General features: G+C 51.2%; 1 protein-coding gene. It reads left to right on the top strand.

What is annotated here, in order from left to right:
- The first annotated feature begins 113 nt into the window (after positions 1-113).
- Positions 114-314: a hypothetical protein gene (locus tag VJI94_RS07990; RefSeq protein WP_324008962.1), complete on the top strand. Its 201-nt coding sequence runs from the start codon at positions 114-116 to the stop codon at positions 312-314.
- Positions 315-451: the final 137 nt, after the last annotated feature.

The following is a 451-nucleotide window of genomic DNA, read 5'->3' as shown; positions in this document are numbered from 1 at the left end:
GGAATTTATCCAGCGCGTCCAGAAGCTGCTTGGCCTGAAGGTCGAACAGATCGAGGGGGATATCAAGAGCGCCGAAAAAAGCGCTTGACTGTGATGCCCTACGCTACCTGACTATGATGGTTGCATATGAGCTGGGTAAGGACGAATACGAAATTGCCCAGTGGAAATACGACGATCTAGTCAGGTGGTTGGCCTTCTTCAGGATTAAATCCGCCGCTGAAGAGAGGGCCTTCGAAAGGGCAAAAAACCAGAACAAAGGTAACATGCCGGTATTCGGTGGTTCTAGTTCTGGCACACAGGTGATAATAGACTAAGGGGCCTGCAAATGCTGAATCTAGGCGCAATCCAATTCTCTCTGGGGATCAATTTTCAGGGTCTGGATTCTGCCAATCAGCGGATGCAGGCCTTTGGCCGTTCTGTGCAGGGTATGCAGACGGCAGCTAACCGTGGC

Origin of the sequence: Parvimonas sp. D9 (assembly GCF_035282565.1) — a bacterium.
GTDB classification, from domain to species: Bacteria; Bacillota; Clostridia; order Tissierellales; family Peptoniphilaceae; genus Parvimonas; species Parvimonas micra.
Note: the sequence above shows the minus strand (reverse complement) of the source record. Positions and strands in the feature narration are given on the sequence as shown.